Raw genomic sequence first — 13,286 nt, 5'->3', positions numbered from 1 at the left:
CTCAGGGCGTACTCAGAGTTTTCTCATGGACCCGCCCGAGACTCCTTCCATGACGGACCACTACCGCAGCGGCGGAGATGACGCGCAGGGACGGACCCAGTGGCAGCAGTACGGGGGCGGCGGTTTTCCGGCGCCTCCGCCCTATGAGCCCGGACCGGTCCACAGCCCGGCTCCCGCCCCCGTGCACCGGGCCCGGGCCAAGCGGCCCGTCGCGCTGATGGCCGCGGTCGCCATCGCCGCCGCGCTCATCGGCGGCGGCGTGTCCGCGCTGGTCGGCGAGTACTACGGCGACCGCCCTGCCGACAGCGGCACCTCGGTGACCGGCACCACCGTGGCGCAGAGCAGCAAGGGCACGGTCGCCGGTGTCGCCGAGGCCGTTTCGCCGAGCATCGTCGAGATCAACGCCACCTCGCCCTCCGGGAAGTCCACCGGCTCCGGCGTGATCATCACCAAGGACGGCGAGATCATCACCAACAACCACGTCATCGCCGGCGCCTCGTCCATCACGGTCCGGCTCAGCAGCGGCAAGACGTACGACGCCGAGACGATCGGCACCGACGCGGACAAGGACCTCGCCCTCATCAAGCTGAACGGCGCGAAGGGGCTGCCGGCCGCGACGCTCGGTGACTCCGACAAGGTCAGGGTCGGCGACGAGGTCGTCGCGATCGGCTCTCCCGAGGGCCTGACCGGCACCGTCACCAGCGGCATCGTGTCCGCGCTCGACCGGGATGTCACGGTGGCCAAGGACCAGGACCAGCGGCAGGGGCAGGAGCAGGACCCGCGCGACGGCTGGCCCTTCGAATTCGGCGGGCAGCAGTTCAACGGCGACACCGGCGACTCCACGACCACGTACAAGGCGATCCAGACCGACGCCTCCCTCAACCCCGGTAACTCCGGCGGTGCGCTGATCAACATGAACGGCGAGATCATCGGCATCAACTCGGCCATGTACTCGCCCTCTTCCGCCACGGGTTCCACGGCGGGCAGCGTGGGCCTCGGCTTCGCCATCCCCGTCGACACCGTCAAGGCGGACCTGGACAGCCTGCGTTCCGGTTCGGGCGCGTGACGACGTGCAAGGCTTGGCGCCATGACCACCTCCCCCGAGAGCGACCGCGAGCGCATCCTGATCGTCGACGACGAACCCGCCGTGCGTGAGGCGCTCCAGCGGTCGCTCGCCTTCGAGGGGTACGCCACCGAGGTCGCCGTCGACGGCTTCGACGCGCTCGCCCGGGCGGCGGAGTGTGCGCCCGATCTGATCGTGCTCGACATCCAGATGCCGCGGATGGACGGCCTGACCGCCGCCCGCCGGCTGCGCTCCGCGGGCTCGCGCGTACCGATCCTGATGCTGACCGCCCGTGACACGGTCGGCGACCGTGTCACGGGCCTGGACGCGGGCGCCGACGACTACCTGGTCAAGCCGTTCGAGCTGGACGAGCTGTTCGCCCGTGTCCGGGCGCTGCTGCGGCGCAGCTCCTACGCGGCGGCAGCCGGTCCCGCGCCCGCCGAGGAGGACGTCCTGACGTTCGCGGATCTGCGGATGGACCTGGCGACCCGCGAGGTCACCCGCGGCGAGCGCGGCGTCGAGCTGACGCGTACGGAATTCACCTTGCTGGAGCTGTTCCTCGCCCATCCTCGCCAGGTGCTCACCCGTGAGCAGATCCTGAAGGCCGTGTGGGGCTTCGACTTCGAGCCGAGCTCCAACTCCCTTGATGTGTACGTCATGTACCTGCGGCGCAAGACGGAGGCGGGCGGCGAGCCGCGGCTGGTCCACACGGTGCGGGGCGTGGGTTACGCGTTGCGGGAGGGGTCTTCCGAGTGATCAGCAGATTCCGGGCGCTGCCCCTGCGGTCCCGGCTGGCGCTGCTGGTGGCGACGGCGGTGGCGATCGCTGTGGCGGTGGTGTCCACGGCGTGCTGGTTCATCGTGCGCGACAAGCTGTACGACGAGGTCGACGCAAAGCTGCACTCGGTGAGCAGGGCCACGCAGATGCAGGCCGTCAACATCGTCGCGGCACTGCGCAGCTGCCCCCGTGAGCCGGTCGAGCCGCCGCAGCCGGACGAGGCCCGAGGCCCGAGGCCGGTCTCCTTCTACTACTTCCAGCTCGCCCGGACGACCGACAAGCAGCCCTGCGTCTTCGCCGACTCCGCCGGCATCATCCCGGTCGAGGACAGCGACCGGCAGGTGGCGCGCGCCGGGGACCCGACCGTCGAGTCGTACCGCAACACCGAGGACACCAAGGGGGTCCCGGTCCGGGTGCTCACGCGCCCGGCCGTCGTGGACGGGCCGGGCGGCGCCGTCGTCGAGGACACCGCGGTGATGTTCGCCCTGCCCCTCACCGATACCGAACGCACCCTGAACTACCTGGCTCTGCTGATGCTCGTCGTCTCCGGCATCGGCGTGCTCGGCGCGGGCGCCGCAGGCGCCTGGATCGCCCGCGCGGGGCTGCGCCCGGTCGACGAACTGACGGGCGCGGTCGAGCATGTGGCCCGGACCGAGGACCTGAGTGTGCGCATCCCGGTCGAGGGCGACGACGAGATCGCGCGACTGTCCCGCTCGTTCAACGCGATGACCGCCGCGCTGGCGTCCTCGCGCCACCTCCAGCAGCAGCTGATCGCCGACGCCGGCCACGAGCTGCGCACCCCGCTCACCTCCTTGCGCACCAACATCGAACTGCTGGCACGCAGCGAGGAGACCGGCCGGGCGATACCGCCCGACGACCGCCGGGCTCTGATGGCCTCGGTGAAGGCGCAGATGACCGAACTGGCCTCGCTCATCGGGGATCTGCAGGAGCTGTCCCGGCCGGACGCCGCGGCACGAGGGCAGCTTCTGGTCGTCGCGCTGCACGAGGTCGCCCAGGCGGCACTGGAGCGGGTCCGGCTGCGCGGTCCCGAATTGGTGTTCCGTACGGAGCTGGAGCCCTGGTACGTACGGGCCGAACAGGCTGCGCTGGAGCGCGCCCTGGTCAACGTCATGGACAACGCGGTCAAGTTCTCGCCTCCGGGTGGGGTGGTCGAGGTGACCCTGCGGGGCGGCGAGCTGTCGGTGCGCGACCACGGGCCGGGGATCCCTGCCGATGAACTCCCGCATGTCTTCGAGCGGTTCTGGCGCTCGCCGTCGGCGCGGGCACTGCCGGGCTCGGGTCTCGGGCTGTCGATCGTGGCCCGTACGGTGCAGCAGGCGGGTGGCCGGATCAGGCTCGTACCGGCACCGGGTGGAGGCACGTGCGCGCTGATCAGCCTGCCGGGCGCGGCGACCTTGCCACCGGCGAGTTCCTGACCGCAGCGCCACTCGCCGCAACCTCACGAGACGGAGCGTCTTGCATCGGTCGGTGGACGGTGTTATCGTGAGTACGAGACGGAACGGTTCGTCTCGTATCCTGTCGTCAACGGAAGGCACCGCCCTTGTTCCCAGTCGCCGCACCCGCCACCTCCCAGCTCGCGCTGACCGACGTCACCAAGCGCTACGACGACCACGTCGTCCTCGACCGTGTCTCCCTCACCGTCCGCCCCGGCGAAAAGGCCGGCGTCATCGGCGACAACGGCTCCGGCAAGTCCACGCTGCTGCGCCTCATCGCAGGCCAGGAGCAGCCCGACAACGGCACGGTCACCGTCACCGCCCCCGGCGGCATCGGCCATCTCGCCCAGACCCTCGGCCTCCCCGGCACCGCACTCGTCCGCGACGCCGTCGATCTCGCACTCGCGGGCCTGCGCTCGCTGCAACGGCGCATCCACGCCGCGGAGGCCGGCCTGCACCGCACGGACGAGACGGGGTTCGAGGAGTACGCCCGGCTGATCGCCGAGTTCGAGGCGCGCGGCGGCCATGACGCCGACCGGCGGGTCGCGGTCACCCTGCACAGGCTCGGCGAACGCGAGGCGCTCGATCCCGGACGGCCGCTGGGCACTCTCTCCGGCGGTCAGCGCTCCCGGCTCGCGCTGGCGGCGACCCTCGCGTCCGCGCCCGAACTGCTGCTGCTCGACGAGCCCACCAACGACCTCGACGACGAGGCCGTCGGCTGGCTGGAGGAGCACCTGCGCACGCACCGCGGGACAGTGGTCGCGGTCACCCACGACCGCACCTTTCTCGACCGTGTCACCTCGACCGTTCTGGAGGTGGACCACGATCGCAGGGCCGTGCACCGCTACGGCAACGGCTACGCCGGATTCCTCACCGCCAAGGCCGCGGCCCGTGCCCGCTGGGTGCGGGAGTACGAGGAATGGCGCCTGGACGTGGCCCGCCACTCGGCACTCGCCGAGTCGAACATCGGCCGGCTGTCGGCGATCCCGCGCAAGGCCCCGGCCGCGTTCAGCGGAGCGGGCGCGTTCCGGGCACGTTCCCGGGCCCACGGGGCGATGAGCCGTATCCGCAACGCACGCGAACGGCTGCACCGGCTGACCGAGCACCCTGTGCCACCGCCCCCCGAACCGCTGCGTTTCACGGGCCGCATCGAGGGCGAGCCGGCGGGCGTTGTCGAGCTGTCGGGCGTACGGGTCCCGGGCCGGCTCGCGCTCGACACGCTGTGCGTCGAGCCCGGCGGGCGGCTGCTGGTCACCGGACCGAACGGCGCGGGCAAGTCCACCCTGCTCCAGGTGCTGGCAGGGGAGCTGACGCCGTCCACGGGCACGGTCCACCGCCCCGACCGGGTCGGAATGCTGCGCCAGAGCACGGACCCAGCCGACCTGGACGGCCGTACGGCACTCCAGGCGTACGGCGAGGAGCGTGCGGACTCCCTGCTGGCAACGGGTCTGCTGCGGACACGGGATCTCGCCAGGCCGCTGCGGACGCTGTCCACCGGTCAGCGGCGCAGGCTCGAACTGGCCCGCCTGGTCGGCGAACCGATCGACCTGCTGCTGCTCGACGAACCCACGAACCACCTCGCTCCGGCGCTGGTGGAGGAGCTGGAGGCGGCGCTGGCGGCGTACGCGGGCACGGTGGTGGTCGTCACGCACGACCGCCGGATGCGGGCGGGGTTCGGCGGGGCGGAACTGGTCGTCACCCCGTGCTCTGTGTGACTCGGCCCTGACAACCGGACATCGGCCGCACTACCTTCGGGGGATGCAGCCACAGCAGCCTTACTCCGCGCCCTTCCCACCGCCCCCGCCCGGACCGCCTGCTCCCGCGTCGCCCCGTCGTCGCACCGGCCCGCTGGTCGCGGCGCTGGCGATCGGACTGCTGGTGGGCGGCGGGGCAACGGGCGCGGCCTGGGCGCTCTTCGGCGGCGGCGGGTCCGGGCCGGCGTCCGATGCCCAGGGAGCGTGCAACGCCCTTGCGAACTTCGAGGAGGCGGATTACACGGCCGGGGGCAAGAAGGGCGACATGGCGCTCTACCGGTTCGCCGGCGCCTTCGACCTCTCCGCGGCGGCGGCCGCGGGCGACTCGGAGTACAAGCCGCTCGCGGACGCCATCAGCCGGACGCGCCTCCACTACGCGTCGGAGGGGGAGTTCAACGCCGAGGTGAAGAAGGACCTCGACAAGGCCCGCGGTATCTGCGACGACCTCTGATCCCCCGTGTCATCCGTTGTGCCGGATGAGTGAGTCGACCAGGCCGGCGCGGGTGTTCGGGAAGTCGAGCGGCACGATCCCGAGCCCGCGCCAGCCGCTCGCCTCGGAGCCGTTGACGAAGGAGTGGACCCGGGGGTTGAGGTTGTCGGAGTTCCAGCGGGGCGGCAGATACGCCGACGTGCTGACGTAGTTGATGAACAGCTTCCCGGGCTGCTGGACGGCCTTGCGGAAGTGCGCCTCGATCTTGGGGTACTTGGCATTCGGGGCGGCGTTCCAGTCGTCCTGGATGTCGAAGAGCGAGCCGTCCCCGTACCGGACGCCGGGCAGCCCGCCGTTGTCGCCGAGCAGCACGACCCTGCCGCGTGCCTCGCCGAGCGTGGGGATCCCGTCGCCGATCCGGAACAGCGGGCGCCAGCCCCGGTTGTCGAGGTAGTCGTCGAAGACGGCCCGGAAGGTGGCGTCACTCTCCTCCGAGTACTCCTGCTTCACCCGCATCAGGACGGTCTCGGAGGGGTGGGCGGCGAGGAAGTCGCGGCAGGCGACGAGCACGTCGCCGAACATCAGGTTCTGGTAGAAGGCGGCGTGGTGGATGGCGAACGAGCCGCCGGTGACACGGCACCGTATGTCCAGGAACCGGATGCCGCTGTTCAACTGGTCGGCGATGGTGGTGTTCTGGCAGGCCACCCACAGGCCGCCGAAGCGCGCACCCGAGTCATGGGTGCCCGGGACGGTGAGCCGTTGCAGGGGTGTCGAGTCGGCGGCGCCGGCCATCCAGTCCTGAACGGACAGGGTGCGGCCTGGCGCGGCGGCGGCGTGGGGGGCGCCGATGAGGGCGGCGGCCGATACGGCTGCGGCCCCGGTGAGAAATCTCCGTCGGTCCATGAGCCCGGAGTATGACGGGGCCACGTCAAGTCTCACCAGAGTCCGTACGCCCCTGATGTCCGGCCGGCAGGAAACAGACCGGAGGGGCTCTGGCGTTGCGGGAGTTCCTCACCGCGTCCGACCGGAACGGCTGAGGGGCGGCGGGCCATCGGCCCGCCGCCCCTCGTACTCGGACTGCGCCTGCTACTTCACGACCGTGATCCGGCCCGTCGCCGGCGGCGCGAGCGGGGTGGCCGCGCTCGAGTGGGCGGCGAAGTAAGCGGTGAGGATGTCCAGGTCGGACCCGCCCACCAGCTTGTTCTTGTGCTCCTTCAGCACGGTGAAGCCATCGCCGCCACCGGCCAGGAACTCGTTCATCGCGACCCGGTAGGTCTTCGCCGGGTCGATCGCCTCGCCGTTCAGCTTCACCGAGTCCACGACGATCCGGTCGGCACCGGTCTTCGTCATGTCGAGGGTGTACGTGAAGCCCTTCGACACCTGGAGGATCTTCGGGGCCGCCTGGTTAGAACCGCTGACCTGCTGCTGGAGCACGGTGATCAGCTGCGCGCCGGTCAGGTCGACGGCCGTCATCATGTTGGTGAACGGCTGGACGGTGAAGGCCTCGCCGTACGTCACGACACCGTCGCCCTCACTGCCGGACGCCTTGTGGACCAGGCCCGCGCGGATACCGCCCGGGTTCATGAGGGCGAGCTGCGCGCCCCCCTTGTCGGCGGGCGCCATGCCCTCCAGCTGCGCGTCCGCGATCAGGTTGCCGATCGGCTTCTCGGGCGCCTCGACGGAGTTCTCGATGTCACCGGCGATGTAGCCGACGGGCCGGCTCGCGATCGGCGCGGCGAGCGTGTTCCAGCGGTCGATGAGCTGCGTCATGTCCTCGGCCTTCGGCACGTCACGCGTGACGACGTGGTTGGCGGAGGCGACGGACGTCCGCACGATGTCGCGGGTGCGACGGTCGTACGTGAGCGTCGTGTCGGTGTACAGCTTGCCGAACGAAGCGGCCGAGGTGACGGTGCGCGGCTTCCCGGACGGGTCCGGGATGGTGCACGCGTACGCCTGGTGGGTGTGGCCGGTGACAAGTGCGTCGACCTGCGGGCTGACGTTCTTGGCGATGTCGGCGATCGGACCGGAGATACCGTCGCCCGGACCGGGGCTGTCGCAGTTGTAGTTGTACGCGGGCGAGGCCGGCGCGCCGCCCTCGTGGATCAGGGCGACGATCGACCTGACGCCCTTGCGCTCCAGGATCTTCGTGTACTTGTTGATCGTCTCGACCTCGTCACCGAACTTGAGGCCCTTGACGCCCTCGGCGGAGACGATGTCCGGCGTGCCCTCCAGGGTGACGCCGACGAAGCCGATCTTCACCCCGTTCTTCTCCCAGATGAAGTACGGGTCGAGCAGCGGCTTGCCGCTCTTGGCGTTCGTCACGTTGGAGGTGAGGAACGGGAAGTCCGCGCCCTTGAACGTCTTGGGCTTGCCGTTCGCCTTCTTCTCGTAGCAGCCCTCGGTCGGGTGGCAGCCGCCGTTCTGGATGCGGGCGAGCTCCTTGGCACCCTCGTCGAACTCGTGGTTGCCCACGGAGGTGACGTCGAGGTCGAGCTTGTTGAGCGCCTCGATCGTCGGCTCGTCGTGGAAGAGTCCGGAAAGCAGCGGCGAGGCGCCGACCATGTCGCCGGCCGCGGCGGTGATCGAGTACCGCTTGCCCTCACGTGCCTGGCGCAGGTGGGTCGCGAGGTACTCGGCGCCGCCCGCGTCGATCGTGGTGGTGGTGCCGTCCTCGTGCTTGTGGGTGACCCGCCCGGCCGAACCGGCGGGCGGCTGGAGGTTGCCGTGCAGGTCGTTGAAGGAGAGCAGCTGCACATCGACGGTGCGCGTCCAGTGGTGCCGACTGCTGTGACGGTCCCCGTCCGCCGCCCCGGCCGGCATCGCGGCGACGAGCGCGCCGACGGTGGCGAACCCGGCAGCGGCGGCGAGCAGGCGCCGGTTCCGCTTGGTCGCGCGGTGATTGTGTGGTGTCGCTGACATCTGTCCCCTTGTCAGTTCCAGCGTGTTGTGTACGTCGAGCGGCAGCCTAGAGTCAACGCGCGTAGCGCGACAGGGGGATGAGGGTTACGACCTGGTTGCCATCTTTCGCCGGCGGGCCGTCCCCCGCGCTTCACCCACATGGGGGAACGGCGGCGGACGGCACGCCAACGCGCCACGGTGAACGGGAGCCCGTCAAACGCAGCACTCGGAGATCCCGCCGCAGCCACCCCCGCCGTACCCTCGATTCCATGACGATCGACGCAGTGATTCCGGAGCCCGGCCGGCAGATCCAGGCCCACGACGAGCTCAGCCCCCAGCAGGCCCAGGCCGTGCTCGGGCTGCTTGCCGACGCTGCACGGTCCGACGGCATGCAGGCCGTCTCCGAGCAGGGGCGGCTGCAGATGCGCGGTGGGAAGCGGGAGGGCGTACAGCACTTCCTGCTCACGGTCGACGGCGTGCTCGTCGGGTACGCCCAGCTCGAGGACACGGACCCGGTCGAGGCGCCGGCCGCCGAACTGGTCGTCCATCCCGGGCACCGCGGGCGCGGGCACGGGCGGGCGCTCGGCACCGCGCTGCTGGGGGCGTCGGGCAAGCGGCTGCGGGTGTGGGCTCATGGCGGCAAGTCCGCCGCCCGGCATCTGGCCCAGGTGCTCGGGCTCACCCTCTTCCGGGAACTGCGCCAGCTGCGGCGTCCGTTGGAGATCGGCAGCGTTCCCGAGCCGGTGTATCCGGCCGGGGTGAGCGTACGCACGTTCGTGCCCGGCGAGGACGACGCCGCCTGGCTCGCGGTGAACGCCGCCGCCTTCGCCCACCACCCCGAACAGGGGTCCCTGGTCCAGCGGGATCTCGACGACCGCAAGGCCGAACCGTGGTTCGACCCGAAGGGGTTCTTCCTCGCCGAGGTGGCCGGCGAGATCGTCGGCTTCCACTGGACGAAGGTGCACGCCGAGGAGCAGCTCGGCGAGGTCTACGTGGTCGGCGTCCGCCCGGACGCACAGGGCACCGGCCTCGGCACGGCACTGACCGCGACCGGTCTGCGGCACCTCGCCGCGCAGGGCGTGCCGACCGCGATGCTCTATGTCGACGCGGACAACGCGGCGGCGCTGCGGGTGTACGAGGGCATGGGCTTCGTCACCCACGAAGTGGATCTGATGTACCGCACGGAATCGTGACGGCTCAGGAGCAACCAGACGCAGGGGCCGGTGGGGATGGACACCGGCCCCTCTCTTGCGAGGAGCAGGCCTACTCGTCCGTCGCGTTCGAATACTCCGGGCACATGAGCCTGGCCTCCACGCTGATCGCCTGGCTCCCGTTCGCCGTCGCCGTGTACGCGGGCGGGGTGCTGATCGTCCGCGAGCTGGAGCGCGGCACCGCCGCCCTGGCCTGGACCCAGTCCGTCACCCCGGCCCGCTGGCTCGCTGGCTCGCCGCGAAACTCCTGCTCCCCGCCCTGCTGATCGCCACGGGCACGGCGCTGCTGTCGCTGCTGTACCGCTGGGCGCGCCGCTCCGGCACCCCCGCCCTGACCGACGAGTGGTACTACGACGACGTGTTCCGCGCGCTCGGACCCGTCAGCCTCGCGTACGCACTGTGCGGACTGGCCACGGGCGCTCTTGCGGGCCTGCTGCTGCGCCGCGCCCTGCCCGCCGCCGGGCTCGCCCTCCTCACCACCATCGTCCTCAACGCCCTCGGCGACCGCTACCGCGAGCGACTGTGGCCGATCTTGGAGTCGCCGATCTTGGACCGTGTCACGGCCGGCGACCCCATGAGCGCATGGAGCGTGGACAACGGCGGCCATCCGCCCTCGCACTTCTGGCCGCTCCAGCTCGTCGAGACCGGTATCGTCCTCACGCTCACCGCTGCGCTGACCACCGCGGCGTTCGTGGTGCTGCGCCGCCGCCACGGCTGACGCGCCGCGGCAAGCGGCCGGCTTTCGTATACGCCGACTTTCGTATGCACGGACGCAGGGCCCCCGGATTCCGACGCCCGGGAGCCCTGCCCCGCTTTCCCTCACGTCATGTCGTTGTTACCGGGCATTCAGACGACCTTGCGACCCTCAGGCAATGCAGCCCGCTGTGCCCGCCTCCCCGAACGGCAAAGATCCCCTCGGCCCGGCCACCTCCGACGCGCCCGTCCTGCCTTCGGCGCGGAAGAATGGGTTTATGAGCCAGCAGCCCGCCGAGGTACCGGTCCAGCACCCCACGTCGTCCGTCGGTTCCATAGCCGCACACCGACGGCACACCACCTCCGCCACGGTGTCCGATCTCGAGCCCGACATCGACTCCCTCGACGCATACGACGAGGAGCGCGAGCCGAAGACGCCGGAGCTGCCGTCGGGCAGGTTCCTGGACCGCGAGCGCAGCTGGCTCGCGTTCAACGAGCGTGTGCTGGAGCTCGCGGAGGACCCGGCGACGCCGCTGCTCGAGCGCGCCAACTTCCTCGCGATCTTCGCCTCCAACCTGGACGAGTTCTTCATGGTCCGGGTGGCAGGCCTCAAGCGCCGTATCGCCACCGGCGTCGCCACCCGCTCCGCCTCCGGTCTCCAGCCCCGCGAGGTCCTCGACCTGATCTGGACCCGCTCCCGCGAGCTCATGGCCCGGCACGCCGCCTGCTACCAGCAGGACGTGGCACCGGCGCTCGCCGAGGAAGGCATCCATGTCATCCGCTGGCCGGAACTCACCGAGAAGGAGCAGGCGCGCCTCTTCACGCTCTTCCGCCAGCAGATCTTCCCGGTCCTCACGCCGCTCGCCGTCGACCCCGCACACCCCTTCCCGTACATCTCGGGTCTGTCGCTGAACCTCGCGGTCGTCGTGCGCAACCCGGTCAGCGGCCACCGCCACTTCGCGCGGGTCAAGGTGCCACCGCTGCTCTCGCGGTTCCTGGAGGCGTCCCCGCAGCGCTACGTCCCCCTCGAGGACGTCATCGCCGCCCACCTGGAGGAGCTGTTCCCCGGGATGGAGGTACTGGCGCACCACATGTTCCGGGTGACCCGGAACGAGGACCTGGAGGTGGAGGAGGACGACGCCGAGAACCTCCTCAAGGCCCTGGAGAAGGAGCTCATGCGGCGCCGCTTCGGGCCGCCGGTGCGCCTGGAGGTCGAGGAGTCCATCGACCCGTACGTCCTCGACCTGCTGGTGCGCGAGCTGAAGGTCTCCGACGCCGAGGTGTACCCACTGCCCGGGCCGCTCGACCTGACCGGACTGTTCGGGATCTCCGCGCTGGACCGGCCCGAGCTGAAGTACCCGAAGTACGTGGCCGGCACCCACCGGGACCTCTCCGAGGTCGAGTCCGCGTCGGCGCCCGACATCTTCATGGCGCTGCGCGAACGGGACGTGCTGCTCCACCACCCGTACGACTCGTTCTCCACATCGGTGCAGGCCTTCCTGGAGCAGGCCGCGGCCGACCCGGACGTGCTCGCGATCAAGCAGACGCTCTACCGCACCTCCGGCGACTCCCCGATCGTCGACGCACTGATCGACGCCGCCGAGTCCGGCAAGCAGGTCCTCGTCCTCGTCGAGATCAAGGCCCGCTTCGACGAGCAGGCCAACATCAAGTGGGCACGCAAGCTGGAGGAGTCCGGCTGCCATGTCGTGTACGGGCTGGTGGGCCTGAAGACCCACTGCAAGCTGTCGCTGGTGGTCCGCCAGGAGGGCGAGATCCTGCGGCGCTACTCGCACGTCGGCACCGGCAACTACCACCCGAAGACCGCCCGGCTGTACGAGGACCTGGGCCTGCTGACCGCTGACCCGCAGGTCGGCGCGGACCTCTCGGACCTGTTCAACCGGCTCTCCGGCTACTCGCGCCGCGAGACCTACCGGCGACTGCTGGTCGCCCCCAAGTCCCTGCGCGACGGCCTGGTGTCGCGGATCAACAAAGAGGCCGTCCACCACCGGGCCGGCCGCCCCGCCTACGTCCGCATCAAGGTCAACTCGATGGTGGACGAGGCGGTCATCGACGCCTGCTACCGGGCGGCCATGGCGGGCGTGCCCGTCGACATATGGGTGCGCGGAATCTGCGCGATACGCCCCGGCGTTGCGGACCTCTCGGAGAACGTCCGGGTGCGCTCGATCCTCGGCCGCTTCCTGGAACACTCCCGGATCTTCGCCTTCGGCAACGGCGGCGAGCCCGAGGTGTGGTTCGGCAGCGCCGACATGATGCACCGAAACCTCGATCGCCGGATCGAGGCACTGGTACGGGTCACCGACCCGGCCCACCGCGCGGCCCTCAGCCGGATGCTGGAGACCGGTATGTCCGACAGCACGTCCTCCTGGCACCTCGGTCCGGACGGCGAGTGGACACGGCATGCCACGGACTCCGACGGCCAGCCGCTGCGGCACGTACAGGAGATGCTCATAGACGCCCGGAGGCGCCGGCGTGCACAGCCCTGAACTTTCCCGGCGGGACACCACGACCACCGCCGAGGTCACGGCGGGCGACGTGGTGGCCCGATACCTCCATGCGCAGGCGGCCGACTTCCTGCGCAGCCTGCGGCTGCACAGCGAGGGCGGCGCCGACACGCAGGTCGTCGCCGGGGCGGCGCATGCGCTGCGCCACTCGTCGCGCCGCATCAGCGGCACGCTGCACACGTTCCGGCCGCTGCTGGACGGGGCCTGGGCGGACGGCCTGCGCACGGAACTGGGGTGGCTGTCGGCGACGCTGGCCCACGAACACGCCTGCACCTCGCGCCTGGACCGCCTGCTGGCGGCCCTCTCCCGCCTGTCGGGCACCGCCCCGCTGCCCCCGGCACGACTGCCGTTGCCCGCGCCGGGCGGCAGCCGCCGTGGCAGCTCCGCCACGGCCGGCCGCCCATCCGGCACCGGCGGCACCGGCAACGCCGACGACGCTGCGAAATCCGGCCACGTGTCCGAAGCCGCCCCCGGCAGCGCGGAC

General features: G+C 70.8%; 11 protein-coding genes and 1 pseudogene. 10 read left to right on the top strand and 2 right to left on the bottom strand.

The genetic code is table 11. The features are described from left to right. Positions 1-49: 49 nt before the first annotated feature. The 5 genes from ABZ208_RS11085 (at position 50) to ABZ208_RS11065 (ending at position 5,499) form a co-directional block, all read left to right on the top strand. Positions 50-1,066 (top strand): trypsin-like peptidase domain-containing protein, encoded by a 1,017-nt coding sequence (locus ABZ208_RS11085; RefSeq protein ID WP_356909214.1) that lies wholly within the window; start codon positions 50-52, stop codon positions 1,064-1,066. 21 nt (positions 1,067-1,087) lie between these two features. Then, positions 1,088-1,819 carry a response regulator transcription factor gene (locus tag ABZ208_RS11080; RefSeq protein WP_356909213.1) on the top strand — a complete coding sequence of 244 codons (732 nt, stop codon included), beginning with the start codon at positions 1,088-1,090 and terminating at the stop codon, positions 1,817-1,819. Beyond that, positions 1,816-3,276 carry a HAMP domain-containing sensor histidine kinase gene (locus ABZ208_RS11075; RefSeq protein ID WP_356909212.1) on the top strand — a complete coding sequence of 487 codons (1,461 nt, stop codon included), beginning with the start codon at positions 1,816-1,818 and terminating at the stop codon, positions 3,274-3,276. The genes ABZ208_RS11080 and ABZ208_RS11075 overlap by 4 nt, the downstream gene beginning before the upstream one ends. A 125-nt stretch (positions 3,277-3,401) precedes the next feature. Continuing rightward, complete coding sequence (abc-f, locus tag ABZ208_RS11070) at positions 3,402-5,009, top strand: ribosomal protection-like ABC-F family protein (protein WP_356909211.1); 1,608 nt, start codon at positions 3,402-3,404, stop codon at positions 5,007-5,009. A gap of 43 nt (positions 5,010-5,052) precedes the next feature. Then, the gene (locus tag ABZ208_RS11065; RefSeq protein ID WP_356909210.1) at positions 5,053-5,499 is read left to right on the top strand and encodes a hypothetical protein; all 447 of its coding nucleotides are present in this window, start codon (positions 5,053-5,055) and stop codon (positions 5,497-5,499) included. A gap of 9 nt (positions 5,500-5,508) precedes the next feature. Here the strand turns inward: ABZ208_RS11065 and ABZ208_RS11060 are convergent, their stop codons facing one another. Then, positions 5,509-6,381 carry a phosphatidylinositol-specific phospholipase C gene (locus ABZ208_RS11060; RefSeq protein WP_356909209.1) on the bottom strand — a complete coding sequence of 291 codons (873 nt, stop codon included), beginning with the start codon at positions 6,379-6,381 and terminating at the stop codon, positions 5,509-5,511. Between the two features lie 183 nt (positions 6,382-6,564). Further along, positions 6,565-8,397, bottom strand: a complete 1,833-nt coding sequence (locus ABZ208_RS11055) for a bifunctional metallophosphatase/5'-nucleotidase (RefSeq protein WP_356909208.1) — start codon at positions 8,395-8,397, stop codon at positions 6,565-6,567. A gap of 248 nt (positions 8,398-8,645) precedes the next feature. Between ABZ208_RS11055 and mshD the strand changes: the two genes are divergently transcribed. From mshD to ABZ208_RS11030, 5 genes and pseudogenes are all read left to right on the top strand, one after another. Further along, positions 8,646-9,569, top strand: coding sequence for a mycothiol synthase (mshD, locus tag ABZ208_RS11050; protein ID WP_356909207.1), 924 nt, complete (start codon positions 8,646-8,648; stop codon positions 9,567-9,569). Between the two features lie 104 nt (positions 9,570-9,673). Beyond that, a complete protein-coding gene (locus tag ABZ208_RS11045) occupies positions 9,674-9,853 on the top strand; it encodes a hypothetical protein (protein WP_356909206.1) in 180 nt (59 codons plus the stop codon). Between the two features lie 92 nt (positions 9,854-9,945). Next, positions 9,946-10,305: a hypothetical protein gene (locus tag ABZ208_RS11040; RefSeq protein WP_356909205.1), complete on the top strand. Its 360-nt coding sequence runs from the start codon at positions 9,946-9,948 to the stop codon at positions 10,303-10,305. Between the two features lie 253 nt (positions 10,306-10,558). Next, complete coding sequence (locus ABZ208_RS11035) at positions 10,559-12,784, top strand: RNA degradosome polyphosphate kinase (RefSeq protein ID WP_356909204.1); 2,226 nt, start codon at positions 10,559-10,561, stop codon at positions 12,782-12,784. Then, positions 12,771-13,115: pseudogene (locus ABZ208_RS11030) on the top strand (CHAD domain-containing protein); the annotation flags it as partial. The gene ABZ208_RS11035 and the pseudogene ABZ208_RS11030, both read left to right, overlap by 14 nt. Between the last annotated feature and the right edge of the window lie 171 nt (positions 13,116-13,286).

The sequence above is a fragment of the Streptomyces sp. NPDC006208 genome (genome assembly GCF_040613775.1).
In the GTDB taxonomy this organism is placed as follows: Bacteria; Actinomycetota; Actinomycetes; order Streptomycetales; family Streptomycetaceae; genus Streptomyces.
Note: the sequence above shows the minus strand (reverse complement) of the source record. Positions and strands in the feature narration are given on the sequence as shown.

Bases quoted from the DNA above. Each gene is read 5' to 3' on its own strand.
- mshD (WP_356909207.1), top strand. From the start codon at position 8,646: ATGACGATCGACGCAGTGATTCCGGAGCCCGGCCGGCAGATCCAGGCC.
- ABZ208_RS11045 (WP_356909206.1), top strand. From the start codon at position 9,674: ATGAGCCTGGCCTCCACGCTGATCGCCTGGCTCCCGTTCGCCGTCGCC.
- ABZ208_RS11080 (WP_356909213.1), top strand. From the start codon at position 1,088: ATGACCACCTCCCCCGAGAGCGACCGCGAGCGCATCCTGATCGTCGAC.
- ABZ208_RS11065 (WP_356909210.1), top strand. From the start codon at position 5,053: ATGCAGCCACAGCAGCCTTACTCCGCGCCCTTCCCACCGCCCCCGCCC.
- ABZ208_RS11085 (WP_356909214.1), top strand. From the start codon at position 50: ATGACGGACCACTACCGCAGCGGCGGAGATGACGCGCAGGGACGGACC.
- ABZ208_RS11035 (WP_356909204.1), top strand. From the start codon at position 10,559: ATGAGCCAGCAGCCCGCCGAGGTACCGGTCCAGCACCCCACGTCGTCC.
- ABZ208_RS11055 (WP_356909208.1), bottom strand. From the start codon at position 8,397: ATGTCAGCGACACCACACAATCACCGCGCGACCAAGCGGAACCGGCGC.
- ABZ208_RS11060 (WP_356909209.1), bottom strand. From the start codon at position 6,381: ATGGACCGACGGAGATTTCTCACCGGGGCCGCAGCCGTATCGGCCGCC.